This window comes from Halobacillus sp. H74 (genome assembly GCF_052246715.1).
GTDB lineage: Bacteria > Bacillota > Bacilli > Bacillales > Halobacillaceae > Halobacillus > Halobacillus litoralis_A.
In genome coordinates, this window is the sequence record NZ_JBQQCI010000006.1 from 137,253 (window position 1) to 156,718 (window position 19,466).

General features: G+C 41.7%; 20 protein-coding genes. 11 read left to right on the forward strand and 9 right to left on the reverse strand.

Features of this window, described 5'->3' with window-relative positions; translation table 11 throughout:
- Nucleotides 1-133 precede the first annotated feature (133 nt).
- The 4 genes from ACTWPX_RS14725 (at nt 134) to ACTWPX_RS14740 (ending at nt 5,322) form a co-directional block, all read left to right on the forward strand.
- On the forward strand, nt 134-1,426 hold the full coding sequence (locus tag ACTWPX_RS14725) for a metallophosphoesterase family protein (RefSeq protein WP_443120402.1): 1,293 nt from the start codon (nt 134-136) through the stop codon (nt 1,424-1,426).
- Complete coding sequence (locus ACTWPX_RS14730; RefSeq protein WP_443120403.1) at nt 1,413-4,331, forward strand: AAA family ATPase; 2,919 nt, start codon at nt 1,413-1,415, stop codon at nt 4,329-4,331. The genes ACTWPX_RS14725 and ACTWPX_RS14730 overlap by 14 nt, the downstream gene beginning before the upstream one ends.
- 85 nt (nt 4,332-4,416) lie before the next feature.
- The gene (locus ACTWPX_RS14735; RefSeq protein ID WP_128523683.1) at nt 4,417-4,977 is read left to right on the forward strand and encodes a GbsR/MarR family transcriptional regulator; all 561 of its coding nucleotides are present in this window, start codon (nt 4,417-4,419) and stop codon (nt 4,975-4,977) included.
- Between the two features lie 147 nt (nt 4,978-5,124).
- On the forward strand, nt 5,125-5,322 hold the full coding sequence (locus ACTWPX_RS14740; RefSeq protein WP_443120404.1) for a sporulation YhaL family protein: 198 nt from the start codon (nt 5,125-5,127) through the stop codon (nt 5,320-5,322).
- A gap of 41 nt (nt 5,323-5,363) precedes the next feature.
- Here ACTWPX_RS14740 and ACTWPX_RS14745 read toward each other — a convergent pair whose 3' ends face one another.
- From ACTWPX_RS14745 to ACTWPX_RS14755, 3 genes are all read right to left on the reverse strand, one after another.
- The gene (locus tag ACTWPX_RS14745; protein ID WP_443120405.1) at nt 5,364-6,302 is read right to left on the reverse strand and encodes a peptidylprolyl isomerase; all 939 of its coding nucleotides are present in this window, start codon (nt 6,300-6,302) and stop codon (nt 5,364-5,366) included.
- Between the two features lie 173 nt (nt 6,303-6,475).
- Nucleotides 6,476-6,658, reverse strand: coding sequence for a hypothetical protein (locus tag ACTWPX_RS14750; protein WP_128523678.1), 183 nt, complete (start codon nt 6,656-6,658; stop codon nt 6,476-6,478).
- Nucleotides 6,659-6,792: 134 nt separating this feature from the next.
- Nucleotides 6,793-7,344 carry a DUF3267 domain-containing protein gene (locus tag ACTWPX_RS14755; protein WP_128523676.1) on the reverse strand — a complete coding sequence of 184 codons (552 nt, stop codon included), beginning with the start codon at nt 7,342-7,344 and terminating at the stop codon, nt 6,793-6,795.
- 228 nt (nt 7,345-7,572) lie between these two features.
- Between ACTWPX_RS14755 and ACTWPX_RS14760 the strand changes: the two genes are divergently transcribed.
- Nucleotides 7,573-7,905, forward strand: coding sequence for a DUF1878 family protein (locus ACTWPX_RS14760; protein WP_443120406.1), 333 nt, complete (start codon nt 7,573-7,575; stop codon nt 7,903-7,905).
- Nucleotides 7,906-7,980: 75 nt separating this feature from the next.
- Here the strand turns inward: ACTWPX_RS14760 and ACTWPX_RS14765 are convergent, their stop codons facing one another.
- Nucleotides 7,981-8,553: an HTH-type transcriptional regulator Hpr gene (locus ACTWPX_RS14765; RefSeq protein WP_443120407.1), complete on the reverse strand. Its 573-nt coding sequence runs from the start codon at nt 8,551-8,553 to the stop codon at nt 7,981-7,983.
- 424 nt (nt 8,554-8,977) lie between these two features.
- Nucleotides 8,978-9,502, reverse strand: coding sequence for a GbsR/MarR family transcriptional regulator (locus tag ACTWPX_RS14770; protein ID WP_443120408.1), 525 nt, complete (start codon nt 9,500-9,502; stop codon nt 8,978-8,980).
- 285 nt (nt 9,503-9,787) lie between these two features.
- Here ACTWPX_RS14770 and proV point away from each other — a divergent pair, with 285 nt between their 5' ends.
- The 3 genes from proV to ACTWPX_RS14785 all read left to right on the forward strand — a co-directional run bounded on the left by proV (nt 9,788) and on the right by ACTWPX_RS14785 (nt 12,837).
- Nucleotides 9,788-10,990, forward strand: coding sequence for a glycine betaine/L-proline ABC transporter ATP-binding protein ProV (proV, locus tag ACTWPX_RS14775; RefSeq protein ID WP_443120409.1), 1,203 nt, complete (start codon nt 9,788-9,790; stop codon nt 10,988-10,990).
- Nucleotides 10,974-11,819 (forward strand): ABC transporter permease, encoded by an 846-nt coding sequence (locus ACTWPX_RS14780; RefSeq protein ID WP_443120410.1) that lies wholly within the window; start codon nt 10,974-10,976, stop codon nt 11,817-11,819. The genes proV and ACTWPX_RS14780 overlap by 17 nt, the downstream gene beginning before the upstream one ends.
- Before the next feature lie 73 nt (nt 11,820-11,892).
- Nucleotides 11,893-12,837, forward strand: coding sequence for a glycine betaine ABC transporter substrate-binding protein (locus tag ACTWPX_RS14785; RefSeq protein WP_443120411.1), 945 nt, complete (start codon nt 11,893-11,895; stop codon nt 12,835-12,837).
- 192 nt (nt 12,838-13,029) lie between these two features.
- On the opposite strand, the gene ACTWPX_RS14790 is transcribed toward ACTWPX_RS14785, so the two are convergent.
- From ACTWPX_RS14790 to ACTWPX_RS14800, 3 genes are all read right to left on the reverse strand, one after another.
- A complete protein-coding gene (locus tag ACTWPX_RS14790) occupies nt 13,030-13,437 on the reverse strand; it encodes a YtxH domain-containing protein (protein WP_128523663.1) in 408 nt (135 codons plus the stop codon).
- Nucleotides 13,438-13,581: 144 nt separating this feature from the next.
- A complete protein-coding gene (locus ACTWPX_RS14795) occupies nt 13,582-14,136 on the reverse strand; it encodes a tryptophan transporter (protein WP_443120412.1) in 555 nt (184 codons plus the stop codon).
- 124 nt (nt 14,137-14,260) lie between these two features.
- The gene (locus ACTWPX_RS14800) at nt 14,261-14,689 is read right to left on the reverse strand and encodes an HIT family protein (protein WP_443120413.1); all 429 of its coding nucleotides are present in this window, start codon (nt 14,687-14,689) and stop codon (nt 14,261-14,263) included.
- 141 nt (nt 14,690-14,830) lie between these two features.
- Here ACTWPX_RS14800 and ACTWPX_RS14805 point away from each other — a divergent pair, with 141 nt between their 5' ends.
- From ACTWPX_RS14805 to ACTWPX_RS14815, 3 genes are all read left to right on the forward strand, one after another.
- Nucleotides 14,831-15,574 (forward strand): ABC transporter ATP-binding protein, encoded by a 744-nt coding sequence (locus ACTWPX_RS14805; protein ID WP_443120414.1) that lies wholly within the window; start codon nt 14,831-14,833, stop codon nt 15,572-15,574.
- Nucleotides 15,567-16,781 (forward strand): ABC transporter permease, encoded by a 1,215-nt coding sequence (locus ACTWPX_RS14810; protein ID WP_443120415.1) that lies wholly within the window; start codon nt 15,567-15,569, stop codon nt 16,779-16,781. Before ACTWPX_RS14805 ends, ACTWPX_RS14810 begins: the two co-directional genes overlap by 8 nt.
- Before the next feature lie 722 nt (nt 16,782-17,503).
- Nucleotides 17,504-18,205 carry an EcsC family protein gene (locus tag ACTWPX_RS14815; RefSeq protein WP_443120416.1) on the forward strand — a complete coding sequence of 234 codons (702 nt, stop codon included), beginning with the start codon at nt 17,504-17,506 and terminating at the stop codon, nt 18,203-18,205.
- Here ACTWPX_RS14815 and ACTWPX_RS14820 read toward each other — a convergent pair.
- Nucleotides 18,202-19,383, reverse strand: a complete 1,182-nt coding sequence (locus tag ACTWPX_RS14820; RefSeq protein WP_443120417.1) for a M20 metallopeptidase family protein — start codon at nt 19,381-19,383, stop codon at nt 18,202-18,204. The two genes, ACTWPX_RS14815 and ACTWPX_RS14820, sit on opposite strands and share 4 nt — an antisense overlap.
- Nucleotides 19,384-19,466 lie beyond the last annotated feature (83 nt).

Below are 19,466 nucleotides of genomic sequence, written 5' to 3' on the forward strand. Positions count from 1 at the left end.
ACACTGAAATTTAACAGAGCCTTTATAATAAGTGTCTTTTTTTGTGGATATCATTCTGATTTATAAGTGAGCCTTATCGTCCAATATAATTTAGTAAGTTACGAACGTGCATTCGATTGAGGGGTTTGTTAAAATGAAGAAAACGAGAACGGAGGTGGGCCACATGAGCTCAGCAATAAGGTTTATTCATAGTGCTGACTTGCATTTGGACAGCCTTTTCAAAACAAAAGGAGACTTGCCTGCAGCCTTACTGGAGAAGCTCCGTGCCAGTACTTTCGAGGCTTTTGATAGGCTCATAGAGGCTTGTCTCTATCATGAAGTCGATTTTCTATTGATTGCTGGTGATTTATATAACGAAGAAATGAGGAGTTTGAAAGCACAAGTGCATCTTCGGCGTGGGTTTGAACGCCTCAAAGAGAAAGGCATCCACGTCTTTATGTGCTATGGAAATCATGACTACACCAAAGGAGCAAGATACCCGATTACTTTTCCTGAGCATGTTCATATTTTTTCCGGGGAGACCGTGGAGTCCTTTGTTTATGATAAGAAGGGCGAACAGCTGGCCCGCATTTATGGCTTCAGTTATGAGAATAGAGAAGTCCGAGGGCGTAAAGTGCAGGAATACCAGCCTGTGGGAAACTCTTATTATCATATCGCCATGCTGCATGGAAGCCTTGAAACGAATACAGACCATGATGTATATGCCCCTTTTTCGATGGAGGAATTGAAAAATAAAGGGATGGATTATTGGGCGCTCGGCCATATACATAAGCGCGAATCTTTATCTGAGGATCCTCCGATCATCTATCCAGGGAACATCCAGGGACGTTCAAGGAAAGAGCCAGGAGAGAAAGGGTGTTACTTGATTGAACATCAAGAAGGCAGCTGGACAACTGAGTTTCTTCCTCTTCACAGTATCACTTACGAGACAGCCAGAGCCTCCTGTGATCATATTGAAGAACCACAAGAGCTTGAAGGGGTACTGGAAGAAATAAAAAAACGTTTCCTAAAAACAGAGACCGCAGTAATGCTCACCATCACCTTGAGTTCGAAGGCAGGGAAGTTGAGGTACTGGTGGATGGAAGGGATTGTCCAGGAGTGGATGGACCTTGTGAATGAAGCAGAAAATTTAGATCGACAGGATTGGGTGTGGATGGAGCAAATAATCATCGAGGACCGTCCTGCATGGAATGAGGAAGAATTGGTAAATAGCCATCACTTCACTGGTGAGCTATTACGAACAGTGAATCAAGTCGATGAGGAGCAATTGGAAGAATGGCTTACTCCTTTATTTTCTCATCGGAAAGTATCGAAATATGTGCAGCCATTGTCTGAAGAGGAAAAGCAGGAGGCGATCGATATGGCCAAGTCGCTGACTGTCGAGCGTTTATTAGGCAGTGAGGGGGGAAATCTTGAAAATAGCTGAGTTAAGAGTTCATGGTTTTGGAAAGTGGAAAGATTTTTCTATATCACCAGCCGCTAACAAGGTAAACCTTCTGATTGGTGAAAACGAAGCGGGAAAATCGACATTGTACCAATTCATTCTGTTTATGCTTTTCGGGATGTCCCCGAAGCAAAGAGAGTTTTATCTACCTAAGTCCGGTGGTGCGCTTGGTGGGCGAATCCTCTTGAAAACCGAAGATTATGGTGATGTTTGGGTGGAACGGCTCCATGACCGTTACAACGGCCGGGCAGTATGTCGTTTAGAGTCGGGCGAAGAGCGTGAGGAAGAATGGCTGCACCACCTCTTAGGAAGCACGGACAGGAAAGTGTATGAATCCATTTTCAGTTTCAGTGCAGACGATTTGCTGCGCTTACAAAATCTTACTGGTGACGAATTGGGAGAAGTACTACTCAACATCGGTTTGACAGGATCTGATCAGATTTATCAAACAGAAAAATGGCTTGAAAAGCATATGGATGAACGGTTCAAGCCAAAAGGGAAAAAGCCTGAAATTAATGAACAAATCGAACGTGTTGAACGTTGGCACCAAAAGAAGCTCGCAGTGGAAAATGATGAAGAAGACTATGAGAGGTTGCAAAAGGAAAAAGAGGAATGGATTCAAGATCTTAAACAAATAGAGAAAAATGCTACCGAAAATATCAATCGACTTCACAGGACTCAGCAAATGCTGAAAACAAGACCCGTCCTCGTTCAATATCACCAAATGAAAGAAGAGGCAGAGAGCGTCGACTCCTCTTTGATATTTCCTGAGTCAGGCATAGAACGATGTCAACAAATGAAAGAAGCGATTCTTCCATTAGAATCTGAGAAAAAGATGTTAGCGAATAATCTTGATGAATGGCAGCGCAAGTTAGAGAAGCTTCGAGAAGAATTGGACAATGAGGAAGAAGAAAATGCCCGTCTTTTGTTGAATAAAAAAACGGACTATGACCAGGACGCTAATGAGTCAATTCAACTCACTAAGCAGGCTGAACGGATCCGGGAGCAATTGCAAAAGGACTTGAACCATATGGATGTTCCTATCGAAGAAGATGATTTGGATGATTATCCGCTTCCTTTCTACATAGAAGAAACGTGGAGGGACTTGAGAAGTGAATGGAATAATGTCAATCGCGAAGAAGAACATCTCCACGAACAGGAACTGGATATAGGCCGGGAGTTCGAGAAAATCGAAGCACAGCAGGCTTCAATAGAACATGAACAAATCAGTGAAGAACAGGTAAGAGTTTATGAAAGGCAAATAGAAGATGCATATCAGTCGGCAACAGCGCCTTCAGACCGTCAAATACGAACTTCCAGAGCAGATATGATAAAGCGTAGGAAGACCGGGGCAGCGGGGGCTGTCGGTGCTCTTGTACTAGGTTTGATATTCCAGTCCTTCCTGCCTGGAATAGAAGTGGTCTTACTTACAATTCTTGCTACGGTAGTTTTTGCAGTACTAGCGTATAAAAGTCATAAAACACTACAAGCACACACAAATTCTCAAGGAACACAAAAAGATGATCATGTTTCCTATCAAAACCTGGACAAGGCACGTAATCAGCTGCAAAAGTATGAAAAGCTTAAAACGGAGTTGGAACATCTTCATGATCAATGGAGACAATTAAACCAGGAAGAAATACGTCTGGAAGAGAAAAGGAATCATTTGAACCAAAGGAAGCTCAGATTTGAATCAGCAAAAGCTGAACAGGAAAGTCTTTATCCATTTCTGAAGTCGTTAAAAATCGATTATTGGGAAAAGTTATATCATTTATTAACACAAGCAAGGGAAAAGCGGTTGGAACACCATCGAATCGTGCAGGATCTTGAATTACACCAAGCCAGGTCAAATACGATTATAGAGGAAATGAAAGGGTTTTACCTACGCAACAATTGGGAATTCTATAAACGGAACGTAGAACTTCATTGGCGTGCCTTAATGAGCTGGCTGAACGGACAAGACAAAAAGAGAGAGCAATGTAAACAAATCAAAGAGTCTTTACGTGAGATAAGTCGACACGCCAAAGAAAATGAGATGAAACTGCAAACGTATATAAATAAGAGAGAGGACCTTTTTTACGAAGCCGGGGTGACTACTGAAGGTGACTTCTATCAGAAAGCACGGCAAGTGGAAGAAAAAGATCGTACCTTGTATGTGCTGAAGGATCTCGAACAACAGCTGAAGGGGATGTTATCAGAGGAAGAACAAGAAGAGTTCGGTGTGTGGGAGCGAGTGGCGGATGAATCGGACCTCCAAGCCCAACTTGATCACATTAAGAAAGAAAGGCAGCATCTGGAAGAAAAAAGAAGCAAGGCTCAGCAGTCTTTAGCGGATGTTCATAGCAGCATCAGCCGCTTGGAAAATTCAGAAGAACGATCTGAAATCACTCATCGTTTTCAAATGGAAAAGGAACGCCTTCAAGAACAAGCGAAGGAATGGGCTAAGTATAGAGTTGCCCTCCAAATTTTAAGAAAAACGAAGCAAACGTACAAGAAAAAATATTTACCTCAAGTCATGAGTGTAGCCGAAACGCACTTCCTGAAGTTGACAAAGGGAAATTACACCCGAATCCGGCTGTTGCCAGAGAGTGAACGAATCATCGTAGGGCACCATGATGGTACGATCTATAGCCCTGAAGAACTTTCACGCGGGACGAGGGATCAGTTGTATGTGGCTTTCCGGTTAGCTTTAGGAGAAACGATGGCAGAATCCATGCGCCTTCCATTTCTAGTAGATGATGCATTTGTCCATTTTGACCAGACACGCCTTCAAGTGATGTCAGAGATATTAGAGGAAGTGTCGACTCGCCATCAAGTGATATTATTTTCTTGGAGAAGCGACCTGCCTTCATTGTTTCAAAGCCCACAAGTACAAGAACTTCAATAAAATGATGGATAAGGTCGCAAATTATAAGCTTTAATGATAAAATGTTCTAAGATTACTTGAGGAATAAGCAAATGGAGGGTTTCCATTGCAACAAGCACACAAAGAAGATTGGACCAAATATGAAGAGACAATTGAACAATTCATCCAGGTGATTGCTAAAAATATGAATTTGTATGGGGTGACCCCTTCCATTGGGCGTCTGTACGGAGTGTTGTATTTTTCTGAAGATCCGATGACTTTGGATGATATGAGAGAAGCATTGGAAATGAGCAAGACCAGCATGTCGACAGGGGTACGTGCTCTGTCAGATATGAAGATGGTGGAACCTTCTTTTAAGAAAGGTATACGTAAAGACTTATACAAATCAGAAGAGGATTGGTATAAATCCTTCACGTCCTTGTTCGGCAGTCGCTGGAGACATCATACTGAAACGAATATCGAGGAAGCAGATGAAGCTATCCAGGAGCTGTTAGAATTAAAAGAAGAGACTGCTGATGATAATTTGAAAGAAAAAATCAATCACGACATTGAGCGGTTAGAATATGCGCAGAACTATTATCGCTGGTTGATGAAATTCATTCATGTCGTTGAATCCGGTGAAATCTTCCAATATGTACCTAAAGTCGAACAACAAAAGAAAAAATAAAGAAACTGTTCCTAATTCCAGACGCGGGCGCGCTATGTTTGGCCGTTGTTGGAAAGGAGCAGTTTTTTTGTGTTCCATGGAGGCTTGTTCATATTTCTACGTTACTTCTCATAAGATAGTTACAAATGGAGTAGGGAGGATGCATCCATGATATTCGGTCTGCCGGTTTGGGTTTTCTTTTGTATCGTATTCATATTTGTTAGTGGGTATATGGCGATTCGTGCGATGAGAGCGGAACATCATTTAGAACAGGAGTTTATAGAACGTGAAGGACAAGTGTATTTGAAACGGATGGAGAAAGAGAAAGAACTCCGCGGAAAAAGAAAAGCTATGATGTCAGAATAAAAGCCAGGTGAGTGGCCTCACCTGGCTTTTTATATACTTGATTATTTTTCTTCTTTGCTTTTTTCTTCTTTACTTTCTTCTTCTTTGCTTTCTTCTTCAGCAGGTTGTTCGCCTTCAGCAGGTTCACTGCTGAAAAGATCTTTGAAGTCTTCATCTTTCACATCAATTTCAGCATCCTGCATCAATTGATCCATTTTACTTTGAAGTTCTGCCTGATCGATCTTTTGGCTGATCAGTGTACGTTTGATTTCTTCTTTCGCGTCTTCATATGACTCTACATCTTCTGCATCGCGCTTATCTGTCACTTTGATGATGTGGAAACCGAACTGTGTTTGAACAGGATCACTCACTTCACCAGCTTCAAGACTGTAAGCTGCATCTTCGAATTCCGCAGCCATTTCGCCAGGTCCGAACCAACCGAGTTTACCACCTTGTTGGGCAGAACCGTCGGAGGAGTATTCACTAGCTAATGAAGCGAAGTCCTCACCATCCTCCAGCTTCTGTTTCACTTCTTTTGCTGTTTCTTCGTCTGAAACTAGAATATGACTTGCTTGAACCTCCGTCTTCATGCGTTCGTAATAATTTTTCATTTCTTCTTCAGATATTTCAATATCTTCAGAAGCTGCTTTTTCTTGCAGCAGGCTTAGGCGAATAGTCTCTTTGAATTCCTCTTCATTAGAAAAACCGCTTTGTTGAAGGACCATTTCGAACTGGTCTCCATACTGCTCTTTTAGGGATTCTACTTCTTTATTCACTGCTTCATCAGAGACCTCGTATTTATCAGAAAGGACTTCTTTCATTACGAGTTGTTGAAGAATCTGCTCCCCATGCTTGGCCTTCAATTCTTGATAGAACTCTTCTTTCGTAACTTCTCCACCACTAGTCTCGACAACCGCTTCTGATTCATCTGCATTCGATGAACAAGCAGATAGTGTGAATACGCTTGCTGCAAGTGCAGCTGTAATGACCAATTTTTTCATATTCCTGACACTCCTAAACCTTATTGTATTTTACATGACGTAGAGATTTATTTAACAGCCCATGAGTTAATATAACATATTTTGCCTCGTTTGTTCTATATTGTCCTGTGGAACCAGATAAAGTTAAGGAAAAAAACAGGCCGGTTTAGGAGTTTGGCAACCGGCCTGTTCGCTTAAAGTGTATTAAGGACTTCCACGTATGATGAAATGAGTAAAATCGTAATCAGCACATTTATAGTTCGGAAGACACGTGTTTGCTTTTCAGTCGACATTTTCGTTTTTGAGCATAAGGAATGTGTGAGTAAGTTAAACACAAATAAAATGACGAGAGCGTACAAGCTGAATCCAAATGCCATGTTGAAGAACCTCCTTTATTCCCTATGAAACTACTCTATCAAAATTTAGGTGAATTGAACAGAAAAACATCGTCCCTATGAAAAAACAGCGCTCATCGGAATGAACGCTGTTCAAGAAATAGTTTAATCACAATCTAAGCTTTTGGTTGGTGGATCAAGATATCGTAACCCTCTTTTGCATTTTCGATCAAGCATCTTTTCGGTGCTTTGGCAAAATAGTTCAGATAAAGGAAATCTGAAAAAGAAAGACCGAGATTCACTGATGCAAAGAGTACGAGATAGGCAAAATAGTTAGGGAAGACATAGCCCATGACGAGTGCTGGGAGAGTGATCAACATTGTCGGCGCTAAAGCCATTAAGATCGATGTCTTCTTAGAAAGTTTAGATTTGCATTGGTAAGTGAACGTTGGTACAAAACGCTTTCTGAAGTTGAACTTCACGCGCAGCCGTTTATAACTAAGCATCAATGGAAGCATATGCATTAGTCGATGCATCGCTGGCAGGAAGAACAAAATAATCAACAATGGAAGGAACCCGTGATCTTTCATGTCGTGCGTTCCATGGAGCATTGAAAACGGAACGTACAGAATCAAAAAGGATAGCAATCCTGTTAAAAAAGACATAAGATAGATACGATTCAGACCGAATTCTTTATTGATGTTGACTGTTTTCCAGCAGTTCATCATAAGAATCCCCCCTCACTACAAAAAATACTGTAAATTTATTTAGAATACCGATATGATAGTAGTACATTACAAGTTTGAATTGGTTGGCACAAGAGGAATAATAGTATGTTTAACAGGAAAAAGCAATAGGTTTTCTGTAAAAAAAATATTTGTATCGTAAACTTCTGGGAATGGGAGAAGAAAACCTTGATATGACAAGGGTGATGCCCTGGCAATGGGGGGAAGATTTTGAAGAAGGAAAATCAATGTGAACAGTATTCATTTCAGCTCAAGCTTTTGATGAATGTAGAGGAAATGAAGAAGTATCCATTTACAAAAATGGTCATAGAGAATGGCATGACTGAGCAGGAGTACAATGAAACCCTGAGCCTGTTAGAATTATTGGATGATACATATAAAGAGGAGCTTGAATATGGCTTGATCGACCATTCTTCGCTGTTGCTCCATTATGCGGGGATGTTGTGCAGCAAACTACCTGTGGAAGGTTCTCTGCAAGCGTTGGAGGGAGAGGGGCTTTATCCAGAGCTCGCAAAAAAATTATTACAGCTGAAAGACATATAAAAAACCCTTTCCGAATGGGCGGCCACGGAAAGGGTTTTAGTTATTCGTTAACAAATTGGTCTTCCGTTAATGATATTAGGAAGATTTTGTTTTCTTTTTATAACTTTCAATATCAGTCGGTTGACTGATAGTAGCTTCTTCTTCGATGTTTTCTAACGAGCGTTCAAGGATTTCCATATATTCGTCTCCATAAATCTCTTTGATAAGGGCAGATAAGTCCAAAAACTCAGGTAATTTTCCGTACATTTCGGTCATAGGCATGACTCCGCGCAGCACTGAATTATCCTCAGGGTTATATTCATTCAGCGTTTCCTCTAACAATTCAACCCCTGCTTCAGTCAGCTCAACATACGTGTTTCTTTTGTCGTTTTCACGTTTGGAAAATTGAAGAAGACCACGGGCCTCCATCTTTTTGGAAAAATTGAAGGCAGTAGATACATGCATGACTCCATATTTAGAGATTTCTGAAATGCTCGCACCCTTCAGGTGGTACGCAATCCATAAAATATGGTGTTCATTTATGTTCAACTGGAAAGGTTTAATCCATTCTTGCCAATCTTTTTCGATGGCTTTCCAAAGCGCTTTCGATAACTGGGCCATTTTATGGCTATAGAAAATAGCATCTCGCTTGGAAATCTTATCCTTCATTTCATCTCACCTTCTTTAGGTTTTGTCTTACTTCCCATTGTGACAGGTTTACCTAGAATATGAAAGGATTAAAGCGTTTATAATCAAAGTTATTCCTGCCTGCTGACTGTAATATGAACCTTATTAACATTATCAAGAAATAATTTCCTGGAATAATAAAGATAATGTTCTTAAAAAACAGGGCTCCTTTCCCCGGACATACGCGTTCTTAATAATGGAAGAAATGGGAAGGGATTTGTGAGGCATCTAATGGTTGAGCCTAAGGAAATAGTGAAGAAAGTTTCAGGGTCTCCGAGGGTGAGAGGTAGAATCACCGGGAAATAGGAGTGGGATAAGCATAACGTGTTTGCATATGGCCGTGCTTTATAATAATCATAATTAATGAAAAACGGATGTACCTAACTAGGCGCATCCGCATAGGGGGCTACTGGGTTGAAGAGTGATGGTCAGGGTCTAATTCATAAAAAGCTTTTGCAATCATTTCGTGGAACTGGATCATATCTTCCATTCGTCTATATAAATCATTCGCCAGCTGCATCTGATTATCTTTCGTGAAGTCTTTGTATTGGACTTCCAACTTATCCTCCATCGATTTCAACGTTTCTTTTTGTTCATCTGCAGCGATTTGCCACTTCTGTATATAGGAAGACATGAAATTCTTATATAAATTTTCATTTGCTTGATAGAGGTCTTTCCGGAATCCTTTTTTCCACACCCGTTCCACTAACCCTTGTTCCAGAAGCCCACGGACTCCAGTGCTCATGGAGGTTTTACTTTTTCCTAAAGCTTCACTCATATCATCTAATGTCATTGGATCTTTATGGAGATACAACGTGACGAATAATCGTGCATCTGCTGGTGTAAGGCCGAACATTTCTAGGGTTTTGGAAAACTCATGCATGACTTTTGTATGGATATCTTCGAATGTGTGGTGATCTGTTAATACCATAAGATCCTCCTTCTATTTGTTGCTAAGACAACATTACTATAAATGGAATTTTTATAAAAACAGAGGAAAGGGTAGAGAATTGTCGCTATTTAATGAAAAAATAAGCATACTATCACTTTTATTCTGTACAGTTTAAACTGTACGTAAATTTTATTCTTAAATTTAAGTATTTATCGTTTGAACTTTGTGTTACAAATGAGTTACAGTATGTAAGGTGATTGATTGAGTGCGGAAATAAAAAATACAAAACGTACCATAATAAACAAAAAAGAAGAGGTGAGAGACGTGCCGATCATTCAAGTGGAAAACTTGTCTAAAATATTCGGAAAGAATGCCAGGAAGGCAACCAAATATTTAGATGAAGGTTTATCAAAAGATAAGATATTAGAAAAAACAGGAAATACAGTCGGAGTAAACCGCGCGTCCTTTGATGTAGAAGAAGGAGAAATCTTCGTAATCATGGGACTCTCAGGAAGTGGTAAATCCACGCTTGTCCGATTGATCAACCGATTGATCGAACCAACAGAAGGCAGTGTTCTGATAGATGGACAAGATCTTGCGAAAATGGATAAAAAGAGTCTTCGGGAAGTCCGTCGTGAAAAACTGAGCATGGTCTTCCAACGCTTCGGTTTATTTCCGCATCGTACCGTGCTGGAAAATGCTGAGTTTGGCTTGGAAGTTCAGGGCATTGATAAGGAAAAGCGCGGAGAAAAAGCGAAAAAGTCTCTGGAAATGGTTGGATTAGGTAATTATATCCACCAATTTCCCGGGCAGCTCTCCGGTGGTATGCAGCAGCGTGTCGGTTTGGCCCGAGCTCTAGCCAACGACCCTGAAGTATTGCTGATGGACGAAGCGTTCTCTGCATTGGATCCGCTGATTCGTAAAGAAATGCAGGATGAACTTCTGGAGCTTCAAGAGTCAATGAAGAAAACGATCCTGTTCATCACACATGACTTGGATGAAGCTTTGAGAATAGGTGATCGAATCGCCTTGATGAATGATGGACGTATCGTACAAATTGGTACTCCTGAAGAAATTCTAGTGAATCCAGCAAATGATTATGTTGAGAAATTCGTTGAAGATGTGGACCGTTCAAAAGTCTTGACCGCAGAACATGTCATGAAGCGTCCTGAAACAGTGGATGTTGAAAAGCATGGACCAAGAACAGCTCTTGAGCGTATGCGTAAAGAAGGCCTTTCAAGTATCTATGTAACAGACGCGAAACGTAACCTGCATGGTTTCGTAACCGCAGATGACGTCTCGACTGCTGCGAAACAGGAAGTGAAGGATCTTAAAGGTATTCTGCGTACAGATGTACCTAAAGTACAGAAAGATACACCAATGCAAGAGATTTTCGATATCATTCATGATGCTCCGGTCCCAGTAGCGGTCGTAGAAGATGGCAAGCTGAAAGGGATCATTGTAAGAGGAGCAGTAATCGCGGCATTAGCTGGAAATGAGGTGAATTTAAATGGGCTTGATTCCTAAAATTCCTGTAGCAAAATGGATTTCTGATGCAACAGAGTGGACGACAGATACTTTCGGGTTCTTATTTGATTTTATTAAAAATGATTTCGGTGATTTCATTGAAATCGTAGCGGAAGACTGGTTGATGAATATACCGATCTGGTTGTTCATCTTGGTTATTGGTGTGCTCGCCTTTTTCGTATCTGGTAAAAAGCTTGGGCTGACCGCGTTTTCTGTAATTGGTCTATGGTTCATCGCTAACCAGGAACTTTGGAGCGAGCTGATGAACACATTTACCCTCGTTATATTTGCCAGTTTGATTTCCGTGATCCTCGGTGTTCCATTCGGAATTTGGATGGCTAAAAACAAGATGGTGGAAAAAATTCTCACTCCGGTGTTAGACTTCATGCAGACAATGCCGGCCTTTGTTTACTTGATTCCGGCTGTTGCGTTCTTCAGTATCGGTATGGTCCCGGGTGTATTCGCATCTGTCATTTTCGCAACACCGCCAACCGTCCGTTTTACAAACCTTGGAATTCGTCAGGTCGCACATGAATTGATTGAAGCATCTGATTCATTTGGTACAACAGGGACACAGAAATTGTTCAAAGTTCAGTTACCGATGGCTAAGAAAACTATCATGGCCGGCATCAACCAAACGGTCATGCTCGCCCTTTCCATGGTTGTTATTGCATCTATGATCGGTGCGAAAGGTTTAGGACAAACGGTAATTACCGGTCTGCAACGTGCCGAAGTAGGTACAGGCTTCGTAGCTGGACTGGGAATCGTAATCTTGGCAATCATTATCGATCGTTTTACACAAAACCTGAATACTCAACGCGGGGAATAATATGACTCGTTAGAAAAGGGCTGACATGGTCCTTTTACTATAAATATATATTTATCAAAGGGGAGAGCTTTACATGTTTAATTTAAACTGGAAACGTTTCGGCATGGTTGCTGGACTTTCTTTAACACTGGTAGCTGCAGGGTGTGGATCATCAGATGATGAAGGGAATGAAACCACAGGCGATAGCGAAGGTGGAGATTCTTCTTCTGAAGAAGTGAACTACGGGGAAGAACTTAATTACGAAATTACTGGAATTGAAGCAGGCGCCGGTGTTGTAGCTGCAGCAGAAACTGCTGTAGAAGAATATGAAAACTTGAGTGGTTGGGAAGTTTCCACATCATCCTCAGGTGCGATGGCTACAGCATTAGGCGAAGCGGTTGAGAATGAAGAACCGATTGTTGTTACAGGCTGGACGCCACACTGGAAATTCGCCAAATATGACCTGAAATATCTGGAAGATCCAAAAGAAGTATTCGGTGGTGAAGAGCAAATCAAGACAATGGTCCGTCAAGGTCTTGAAGAAGAAAAGCCGAACGCTTATAAAATCTTAGACCAGTTCAACTGGACAGCTGCTGATATGGAATCTGTAATGCTTGAAATCGCAAACGGTACAAGTGAACAAGAAGCAGCACAAAACTGGATTTCTGAAAACCAGGACAAGGTGGATGCTTGGACAGAAGGTACAGAAGAAGTTGACGGTACAGAAGTTGAACTTGTTTATGTAAACTGGGATTCTGAAATTGCTTCTACAAACGTAATTGCAGAAGTGATGAGAGAGCAAGGCTTTGATGTAACGATTACACCACTGGACAATGGCCCAATGTGGGAATCAGTTGCTTCCGGTGAAGTTACAGGTATGGTAGCTGCATGGTTGCCAGGAACTCACGGTGATCTTTACGAAGAACATAAAGACAGTCTTGAAGACCTTGGTGCAAACCTTGAAGGTGCGAAAATCGGTCTTGTCGTTCCAGAATACATGGATGTTGATTCCATTGAAGATCTGAAACCAGCTGAATAACTTATACAAAAAACGAGCAGGGGATCCTCCCTTGCTCGTTTTTTTATTACCTGACTATGGATTGAAAAATTATTTTGCTCTGAGTATAAATAGACTAGACTTAAAGTGACATATAAGAGGGGATAGCGCATATGGTTTTACAAGGACAACCATAAAAAAACCCGCACAACGGCGGGTTTTTTTATGAATCATTTATTGGTGATTGATTACTTCATGGTTCGGCTGGGTGTTATGATCCTTCTGTTCAGCTTTTGCTTTCTCTTCAAGTTCTTTTAGGCTTTCTTCAATCTGTTCCAAGTATTTTTGGATGTTTTTTTGGTGGGGTTCCACGGTGCTCTTCCAGCTTTCAATAGAGCTTTTCACATCTTCAGAAAGCTCTTTAATAAGCTCTGCACCTTCTTTGGATGTTTGGGCAATTTGATCTTTCAGCTGCATGCCGTCTTCTTTCAAACTGAGGACAGTATTTTTCAAATTCTCACTTTTCAGTTTGGCATTTTCTCTGAAATCACGTCCTGAAGAAGGAGTGCTCAATAAAGTGTAGGCTGCACCTGTGACGCCACCTACAATAAACCCTAATACTAATGATTTTCCGTTTGGCATAACCAATCTCCTTTCGAATCCATCTCATATTTGTATTTTCTCTTAATATGTATGAATCAAACCTCAAAAACAATAAAAAATGATTTTCAATTGGTAAAAGTAAACCAAAGGCACTACAGTTTTGTAGTGCCTTTGGGGTGGGTTTCAATCAGCTTTTGTGGCAACCGCCGGAGCAGGCTGGGCCACTTTCGCTAAGGATGTTCGTTGCAGTATTTTGCTTGCAATTGGATACATGATGGCTACGAAGATGAAGTTGAACGCTGCTGCCGGTAGAACTACCGTAGCGAACATGACACCGAAGCTTGCTTCCATCAATCCGATGATATATAAAACTACGCTTAAGAATATGGAACCGCTGATCATCGTACCGATTGCAGCTAATACAGGCTGGGTGAATTTATATCGGGAAAGCTTCTTAGTCAACAGAACAAGTCCGAAAAAAGCGAAGGCTGTCAAAGGCTTGTCTATGATATTTGCCAGTTGCCCTCCCGGAACGGTCGTGGTCAATGCAGCGATGAAACCTGTAGCTAATGATAATAACAAAACATAAGGTGCCTTAGGGAATAGTGTAATTCCTAAGAACATCATCGCAAGCATCATATCCGGACGCATTCCAAAGAAGAATGGGGGTGCGACAGTGTGAAGAACTGCTCCAATCCCTACTAACAAAGATAACATGACTAATACTCGAATATTCATTTTATATCTCTCCTCAACTATACTGGGCTCTACTGAATTTACGTTCCAAACGTGCCCTCATGACCGTTTGCGGACGCATAAAGATATTATAGCAAAACTTCCTTCATAAAATCAAAACAATCGGTCATCCGGGAATGTTTTGATGAATCTCCCCTGCGATGGCTTGTAGATCTTCAGGAGAATATTCATCAGCATGAACTTCCCACTTCGGATTGAATCCATCCTGATTACCATATCGGGGAATCAGGTGGATATGTAAATGGAAGACAGACTGTCCAGCTGGTTCCTCATTGTTGTTCAAAACATTCAAGCCTATTGGTGCATAGGTCTGTTTAATTGCATTGGCGATTTTAGGAACTTTTGCAAATAGTTTCTCTGCCGTTTCTGGATGTGTGTGATAAATGTCTTTAGAGTGCTGTTTCGGTATCAGAAGTGTGTGTCCCTTGGTCACTTGGCTGATATCTAAAAAAGCATATACCTCTTCGTCTTCGTAAACTTTCGCTGAAGGTATTTCACCATCAATGATTTTACAGAAAATGCAATCCTCTGCCATACTCAAACACTCCTTCCTCTTTATTAGCATTGTACCATAATAGACGAGGGGAACTCGATGATCTTGTCCTTCTAAAAAGTGTATCCGAGGTTGAAATATGATAAAATTTAAGAATGGATGTTCAAGAAAAGAGGGGTAAACATGCAGTCTTTATTACATATCGAAGATCTCCACGGGGGATATACACATAAAAACGTCTTACACGGAATATCGTTCGATGTTCAGCCTAAAGAGATTGTCGGTTTGATCGGCTTGAATGGTGCAGGTAAAAGTACGACAATCAAGCATATCATCGGCATGATGCAAGCGAAAAAAGGCAAAGTGTCGATCAATGGCACTTCTTTTGAAGAGAATCCGGAGGTCTACAGACAACAGCTCGGGTATATACCGGAAATGCCGATTTTATATGATGAGCTGACTTTATACGAACATCTTCATTTGACAGCAATGGCCTACAACATACCACAAGAAGTATTTAAAAAGCGGTTGGATCCTTTATTAAAAGAGTTCCGCATGGAGAAGAAGCTAAAATGGTTCCCGGTTCATTTTTCCAAAGGGATGCGGCAAAAGGTAATGATCATGTGTGCTTTCCTCATTGAACCTGAGTTGTATATCGTAGATGAACCTTTCGTAGGGTTGGACCCACTAGGGATTCAGTCGTATTTGCAGATGATGGATGATATGAAAGAAAAGGGTGCCGGAATCCTGATGTCTACCCACATCTTAGCGACCGCAGAAAAATATTGCGACCGCTTCATCATTCTCCATGATGGGGAGATCCGGGCAAGGGGGACGCTTGATGAATTACGTCGTTCTTTTGGAAAGCCAGGAGCTTCGCTTGATGATATTTATGTGCAGCTGACGAAGGAAGAACACTATGATTAATTCCAGAGATTTTTGGACACGTCGGTTTTCCGAACATATGAAAGAGACAAGCCGTTATTTGAAGTATATTTTCAATGGTCACATCGCGGTGGCTATGCTTTTCTTTATATCAGCGCTTGCTTACTATTATCAGCAATGGCTGCAGGATTTACCAGAGGACTTTCCAACTGCGTGGATCATTGCGGCCGCATTCGGATTTATGGCAAGTTACAGTCCTGTAAGAACTTTACTGCAAGAACCGGACTTAGTTTTTTTACTGCCAGCGGAATATCAGCTTGGTGATTACTTTAAACGGTGTCTGTATTACAGTTATGTCGTTCAACTTTATGTGATTTTTCTTATTTCGGCGGCGTTGGGCCCGCTTTATTTCGCCTCCTACCCACAGCTTGGGACACAGCATTACCTCATGATGATCGGGATTGTTCTCATTGTGAAGGTTTGGAATATGATTTCGAACTGGTGGATGCTGAAAGAGAGAAATCCACGTACACGTTTAGTGGACCAAGTGGTCAAAGCTCTCCTGAATATTGCTATTTTTTACTTTTTAGCACAAGGGGAGTGGATTTTTGCTAGTATTATTACGGTTCTTCTGGTCGGTGTCGTCATGTATACGTACACACTGGCAAGGCGAAAAGCCGGACTAGCCTGGGATTTACTAGTCGAAAAAGACCAACAGCGAATGAGGACGTTTTATCGTATTGCTAATATGTTCACAGATGTGCCGCATTTAAAGAATACAGTCAAAAAACGTCATGCTCTTGTTACCGCCCTTGTCAAGGGAATGACGTATCGCCAAGACCAGACTTTTGCATATTTATATAGAATTACTTTCATACGCAGCAGTGACTATTTAGGGATGTACCTAAGGTTAATCGTGATTGGTGGACTCGCGATTTGGTTTGTGCCTAACATATGGGTTAAAATTTCATTTGCAATTTTATTCCTATATCTAAGTGCTTTCCAAATGATGACGTTATGGAATCACCACCGTACGATCGCTTGGCTTGATTTATATCCTGTGAAGAATGAGTGGAAAAAGAAAGCATTGCTTACATGGCTGCAACAAATCATGTTTTTCCAAACTTTCTTGTTCGGACTGCTTTTTCTTGCCCAGTGGAACTTGCTTGGTCTTGTAATCGTTTGGGTCGGTGGTAGTGTGTTCAGTTATTTATTCATTCAAAGCTATGTGAAGCAGAAATTGACTTGATAGAAATATCAGGGGAGGCTGGATGATCAGCCTCTCTTTTTTATAAAGGCTTTGTTTAAGGTTGTTGTTGCTTTCATGTGAGAGTTATTCAGTTATAACAGTATTATGGAAGACTCGATTCCGAGACTTTTGTGTAAGTGGATGGAGCTGCGGGGAATGGGTCGCTTTCCGCGGGAGCGCGGTGAGCCTCCTGTAATGAACGAAACTGGCAACCCCTTACCATGTGAGTGTCTCGAAACACTTCTGGAATAAGCTGCTTTTCACTCAAAGTAAATGTGGAGGGATATAGACTTCCGTGGCCGCTATTCTGGATGTGAAAGCTTGATATAGAGCGTTTTATGTCCGCTTCCGAGTGGGGGTGGAAGACCGCCCATCTTGGTAAAGGGAGTCGTTATTCTTCTGCATGTAATGGGGTGGTTAGGAAGCTGCGAGACTCCCGTGGGAGAAGGAGATAGGCGAGACCCCGCAGGACGGCAGTCCGAGGAAGCTCGGCGCTCCCCCACAGGAAAGCGAGTAGCTTCCCAACCACCCCGACTCCAAATACGGCAACGAATCCCGAGAACATCTCGAAACTGAGTCATACACAATAGGGAGCTTCAAAAAATCAACACTGACATTTATCAGAGCCTTTATAAATGGGCGAAATTAACTCTAAATCCATGAAAGCACCCAAAACGAGAGTTCTTTACTTTTGCAGAATCAATCAATAAGGAGGAAGATTCATGACATATGAAGAGACAGCGAAAAAAGAAGCATTACGCTGGAGTAAGTCATTAGATAAGCGGGCTTCAGTCATACAGCGAACGTCTAAAAGGTTTCAAACATCGCTTAATGAAAAAATCCCGGATCGCGTGCATGGGGTGGTGACAGAAAGTGTTCGTTCTATGGTAGAAATAGCGTTAACTTCATCTGAATATATCAGGCCGATTGAAGTGGACCCTTCCTGGACATTTGAACAACGTGAGGAGAAGGTGAGGGGACTTATAAAGCAGTATAAGCGTACGGCTTCATTTGAAGGGGCTGGAACTGGGCTTGGTGGATTTTGGTTAGGTTTAGCAGATTTTCCTCTTCTTCTTAGCATTAAAATGAAGTTTTTGTTCGATGCAGCACAAATCTATGGTCTTAACGTGCACTCTTACCAAGAGCGTGTTTATGTATTGCATGTATTCATGCTTGCTTTCTCGAGTGATGAAGCACGTGGCGGTGTGAAAGAGAAGGTGTTGAATTGGGAAGAGCTCTCTGTTTCTGAGAAAAATGTAGACTGGAAGAAGTTACAAATCGAATATCGGGATACGCTGGACTTCGTGAAGTTATTCCAGCTCTTACCGGGGATTGGAGCCGTTGTCGGCTATGTCGCTAATGGAAGGTTACTAGGACAATTAGGAGAGACGACAATCCAATCTTGCCGCCTCCGTTTTCTTTAAGAGATCATATGCTTTTCTTGGTAACTGATGAATGCTTGCAGCAGTGTTTTTGCTGCATGCGGAAGAGCTTTTTCATCAAAGTCAAACTTAGGATGGTGGTGAGGGTAGTAATGATCAGGAATTTGAGCGCCTGTAAAATAGAAGGTACCAGGCTTTTCCAATAAATAATAGGCAAAATCTTCACCGGCCATCACGGGCTCGATTTCTTCGGTTCTCAACGAAGGGTCCGCGTGGTGGGCGTTTTTTAAGATCAACTCTGCCTCTTCGGGGTGATTTTCCACTGGTGGATATCCTTTTTCATACAAGAAGTCATACTCCGCATCATGCCCCGTGCAAGTTCCTTTGATGATCTTCTCCATCTCATCCATGATTAATGTTTGTACTTCAGGATCGAATGTGCGGACGGTTCCTGTCAATTTCGCAGAATCTGCAATAATATTGAATGTCTGACCAGCTTCGAATGTGCCGACTGTCACAACAGCTGTCTTCAAGGGATCGATTCTCCTGCTGACCACTTGTTGAAGTGATGTGACCAGTTGGGAAGCGATGACGATAGCGTCTTTGGTCTGGTGAGGCTGGGCGCCATGACCTCCCTTCCCTTGGATAGTAATTTCAAAGCGGTCAGCGCCTGCCATGAAAGGACCTTTAGCAGTCTGAATCACTCCTGTAGGCGCATTCACCCATAAGTGAGTACCAAAGACGGCATCCACATGACTCAATGCTCCGGATTCAACAATTGGTTTAGCCCCTCCTGGTGCATATTCCTCTGCGTGTTGATGTAAAAAGACGACTGTCCCGGGAAGTTCCTTTTGAAACGGGAGCAGTGCTTCTGCTAAACCGAGCAGGGAAGCTGTGTGTCCATCATGCCCACATGCGTGCATGGCTCCATCATTTTTTGAGGCGTAGGAAACTGTATTCTCTTCCTGAATCGGCAAGGCATCAAAGTCCGCTCTCAGTGCTACTGTTCGACCTGGTTTTCCGCCTTCCAAAGTAGCAATTACGCCGTTTCCTCCCACATGGCTTTCATATGGAATGCCCAGCCTTTCATATGTATCGGTGATGAAACGGGATGTTTTTTCTTCATAAAAAGAAACTTCCGGATATTGGTGTAAATAACGTCTGGTTTCTACCATCTTTTCGTACTGCTCATCAATTGCTGCAAAAATATCCTGCCACATTACTACATTCCTCCTGCAATTCATTTTGTTTTATAAAGTGTAATACACCCTTCAGTAATTCTCAAACATATACGACTATTCAG